Raw genomic sequence first — 4,221 nt, forward strand, 5'->3', positions numbered from 1 at the left:
GGGGGTGCCGGGCCCCGCGGAGGGCGGCAGGTCGAGGTGGAGGTCGCTGCCGGTGCGGCGCCGCGCTGGAGGAGTGCCGGAATTGGCCCACGTATCTGCCATGAAAGTGGACCATACCCGTGAACCACTCCGGATTAGGCTCAGGAGCATGACGACTACACCACGTATGGACCTCTGGAAGACCGCTCCAGCGCTGATGAAGGGGATGTACGGGTTCCAGCAGGCCGCGTCGGCGGCCGGGCTCGACCCTGTGATCGGCGAGCTGGTCAAGATCCGCGCCTCGCAGATCAACCGCTGCGCCTACTGCCTGGACATGCACTTCGCCGACGCCCGTAAGAACGGCGAGTCGCAGCTGAGGCTCGACCTGCTCCCGGCCTGGGAGGAGGCCGGCGATCTGTTCACCGAGCGGGAGCGGGCCGCGCTCGCGCTGACGGAAGCCGTCACCGAGCTGACGGACGGCTTCGTGCCGGACGAGGTCTACGAGCGGGCCGCCAAGCACTTCGACGAGAGCGAACTCGCCGCGCTGATCGGCCAGATCGTGGCCATCAACTCCTGGAACCGGTTCAACGTGACCGTGCGGGGCCTTCCGCAGAGCCTGCGGGACGGGGGCCAGGAGACCTCTGAGTGAGCGGCGCCAGGAACGGCTCGAGGGCCGGGACCGCCGCCCGGTTCCGGGAGCTGCACCACGGCCGGCAGCCGGGCGAGGCGCTGGTGCTGCCCGGCGCCTGGGACGCGGCCGGTGCCCGCATCGTCGCCGACGCGGGGTTCGCCGCGCTGGCGACGCCGAGCGCGGGCGTCTCCGCGTCGCTCGGGTACGCCGACGGGGAGTGCCCGGCGGAGGAGATGTTCGCCGCCGTTGCGCGGATCGCGCGGGCGGTCGCCCTCCCGGTGACCGCCGACATCGAGCGGGGATACGGGCTGCCGCCGCGCGAGATCGCCGAGCGGCTGCTGGACACGGGGGCCGTCGGCTGCAACCTGGAGGACTCCGTGGCCGGGAAGCTGGTGCCGGCCGGGGAACAGGCCGAGTTCCTGGCCTCCGTACGCGAGGCGCTGGGGCCCGCTCCCTTTCTGAACGCCCGGGTGGACGCCCATCTCCACGGCGCCGAGGAGCCGTTGGCCGAGGCGCTGGAGCGGGGGCGTGCGTATGTGGCGGCGGGCGCCGACGGGGTGTATCCGATCGGTGCGCCGCTCGACGACCTCGCCGTTCTGGCCCGCGAGTTGCCGGTGCCGGTCAATGGGCTGGCCCGGGTCGCGGGCGGCGGGCCCTCCGCAGCCGAGCTGGCCGCGGCAGGCTGCACGCGGGTCACCTTCGGTGGCGGTCTCGCGGCGCGCGCTTACGACAGCGTACGCGCGGATGTGCGCGCGCTGGCGGCGGAGCTGCGCCCCGGGAGTTGAGGGAACCGGCTGCTCACTCCTCTTCAGGAGGGCGCAGCGCCCGCAGCGCCCTGGCGGACACGTACAGCGGGCGGAGCAGGACGAAACCCACGGCGAGGGCGAGCAACGAGACGGACTGGTGGTCACCGTCGCGGAGGATCCATGCCGTACCCAGGGCCGCGGCGGTCAGCGCGGCCCACACGCACATCCGCCACAGGGCGCGGGACAGTTCGGCCCCCCGCGCGGCGCTCCCCGGACCACCGCCGGGCGGGACGGAGAGGGGGCCGGCGGCGGCGGGCTCCTTCGCGGGTGCCGCTTCCCCGGACTCGGCAAGGGCGTCTTCCCCGGCCTCGGCGAGTTCCGTCAAGCGCAGGTGTCGGCCGACGGTGACGGAGAGCCAGGTGAGCGCGGGGGCCAGGACGGCCGAGGCCCCCGCGATCTGCGCCCATGGTGAGTCGAGGCCGTAGGCGGTGGCCCCCAGCGCCAGCAGGCTGAAGAGGTACGCCGAGAGACTCCGGGGGTGCAGCAGCGGGTCCCACGGCGGGGTCGGGAGCGCCCTTTGTGCCTGTGCCCGGGCGGCATCGGGCGTCAGCGGGGGCATGGGCGCACCGGCGGGGAGCGGTTCGCCGGAGGCCGTCTGCAGCTTGCCCCGCGCGAACCGGCCGTCGTCGAGCACGAGCACGGCATCGACGGCACGCGCACTGCCGGGATCACGTCCGACCGACCGGTCGGTCCGCTCCTGCCGGCAGACCCGGCCCCGGAGGCCGACCAGTGGCGCGAGGACCGCCGGATCGAGGGCCAGATCGAGAAAGAACTCCAGACGCGCGCCGCCCCCGGAGCCCCCTGCTGCGGAGCTCCCTTCCGCGGAGCCCTCTTCTCCTCCGTCCGGAGTCAGCAGCACGAGGCGGGGCGCCGTCTGTTCGAGCGGCTTGCCCTCGTGGTGCCGCTCACCGCTCGCCACCCCGGCGGAGACGACCGTCACGGGATACGAACGGCCCTGCCCCCGTCGGCTCAGACCGGCAAGGCCCCCCGCGGCCGCCCGGCCCCATATCGCGGCGAACAGCAGGCTGATACCGATGCCCAGCGCGACAAAGGTGACCGGCACCGGATCCGCCGGGCCGCCGACCTTGGCCTCCAGCTCGCTCCGGTCGTTCGACGTGATCCAGCCCAGTTCCTCGGCCGATGGCACATACAGGGCCCACGCCCGCAGGCTGCGGTACTCGCTGGGCCTCCGCTCGGTCCGCAGGGAGACGGTCGTCGTCACCTTCCCGCTGTCGAAAGGGACGGTGAGGCGGACGTCGCTGACAAAGAAGGTGGTCCTGCCGCTGTGCGTCTCGGTCGAGAGGACCCGCTCCACCGGGAGGGCGCGGATCGTGTATCCGGCCTCCCGCATCCGCCAGGCGTCCGGATCGAACGAGAGCGGCGCCATGACGAGGGAGATCACCACAAGAAGCCAGGCGGCGAGCCCGAACCCCATCAGACCGGCGCGCCGGCCGGGCCACCAGTACGCCGTGGCGCCCTGGCCGGGACGGTTCCGCACCGCCCACCGTCCGCCGACGGCGCCGACCGCGGCTGCCCCGAGGCAGCTGACGAGGTCCCAGCGGGGCGGCGGCGTCGACGGCGCGGCGATCACCCGGTCCAGCGCCGCCAGTACGCCCAGCGCACACACCCAGCACCAGACCCGCACCGCTCGCCGGCTTCCGCCGCTCATGCGGGCCACTCTTCCCCCGTTCGCCTTCATTCCGCTGTGCCCCTGAGCGCCGGCTCTATCGCCCCCGCCCCCGTGACGGCGGGCGTCACGGGGGCGGGTGGGGAAAGAGGCCGTCTCAAGAACTGAGCGGATGCCTTACTTCTTCGGGATCCACTTCTGCCACTTGGACTTGTTCGCCTTGATCCACTTGGCGGCGGCGTCCTCCGGGTCCATCTTCTGACCGGCGATCATTCCGGCGACCTCGTTCTGGTCCTTGGTGGTCCAGTGGAAGTTCTTGATGAACTGGGCGGCCTTGCTGTTGCCCTTGGCGAAGTCCTTGTTCATGAACTTCTCGAGCTGGTTGGTCTCGTAGCCGCACTTGGCCTTGGAGGCGGGGATCTCGCAGCCCTTGGTGTACTTGGGCAGCTTCACCTCGACCATGTCGATCTTCTCGTTCATCCACTGCGGCTCCCACCAGTAGGTGAGGAACGGCTTCTTGGCGTCGTAGAGCCGCTTCAGCTCCTTGAGCTGGGCCGCCTCGGCACCGGAGGGGATGTGCTTGAACTTCAGGCCAAGGTTCTTGATCAGTTCCTTGTCATGCTGCGAGTACGACGGCGCGGCACCGATGAAGTGCCCCAGGTTGCCGCTCTCGGAGGTCTTGAAGTCCTTGTAGTGCTTATTGAGGTTCTTGTAGCTCTTTACGACGTCGGGGTGCTTGTCGGCGTAGTACTTCGGCACGAACCAGCCGATGTGGCCGACCACGCCCAGGTCACCGCCGGAGACGACGGTCTTCTTCTTGTTGACGTAGAGGTCCTGCTTCTTCGGAACGCCGTGCCAGTCCTCGAGGATGGCGTCGGCCTTGCCGCTGTTGAGCGCGTCGAAGGCGACGGGCTCGTCCATCTGCTTGGCCTCGACCTTCACGTCGAGCTCGTCCTCGAGGAGCTTCTTGACGACGGCCGCGTTGGCGGTGGCGCCGACCCAGGACGGCTCGGCCAGCACGACCTTGTCGTCGCCGCCGCCGCTGGCCTTGGTGTCCGCGGCGCAGCCCGTGGTGAGGGCGAGAACGCCCAGGATGCCGGCGCCGGCGACGCCGATGGTGCCTACACGCTTGATTCTCATGCGGTTTCTCTTTCTTGAGTGACGGGCGGGGGGGGACC

At 70.9% G+C, this 4,221-nt stretch carries 4 protein-coding genes; 2 read left to right on the forward strand and 2 right to left on the reverse strand.

The window, feature by feature from the left end:
* The first annotated feature begins 148 nt into the window (after nucleotides 1-148).
* On the forward strand, nucleotides 149-628 hold the full coding sequence (locus ITI46_RS33485; RefSeq protein ID WP_209243713.1) for a carboxymuconolactone decarboxylase family protein: 480 nt from the start codon (nucleotides 149-151) through the stop codon (nucleotides 626-628).
* A complete protein-coding gene (locus tag ITI46_RS33490) occupies nucleotides 625-1,395 on the forward strand; it encodes an isocitrate lyase/PEP mutase family protein (RefSeq protein ID WP_209243714.1) in 771 nt (256 codons plus the stop codon). The genes ITI46_RS33485 and ITI46_RS33490 overlap by 4 nt, the downstream gene beginning before the upstream one ends.
* 13 nt (nucleotides 1,396-1,408) lie before the next feature.
* Here ITI46_RS33490 and ITI46_RS33495 read toward each other — a convergent pair whose 3' ends face one another.
* Both ITI46_RS33495 and ITI46_RS33500 read right to left on the reverse strand, forming a co-directional pair.
* On the reverse strand, nucleotides 1,409-3,085 hold the full coding sequence (locus ITI46_RS33495) for a hypothetical protein (protein WP_209243715.1): 1,677 nt from the start codon (nucleotides 3,083-3,085) through the stop codon (nucleotides 1,409-1,411).
* 135 nt (nucleotides 3,086-3,220) lie between these two features.
* Nucleotides 3,221-4,183 (reverse strand): glycine betaine ABC transporter substrate-binding protein, encoded by a 963-nt coding sequence (locus ITI46_RS33500; protein ID WP_209243716.1) that lies wholly within the window; start codon nucleotides 4,181-4,183, stop codon nucleotides 3,221-3,223.
* Between the last annotated feature and the right edge of the window lie 38 nt (nucleotides 4,184-4,221).

It is taken from the genome of Streptomyces oryzae (genome assembly GCF_017676365.1).
Classification (GTDB): Bacteria; Actinomycetota; Actinomycetes; order Streptomycetales; family Streptomycetaceae; genus Streptomyces; species Streptomyces oryzae.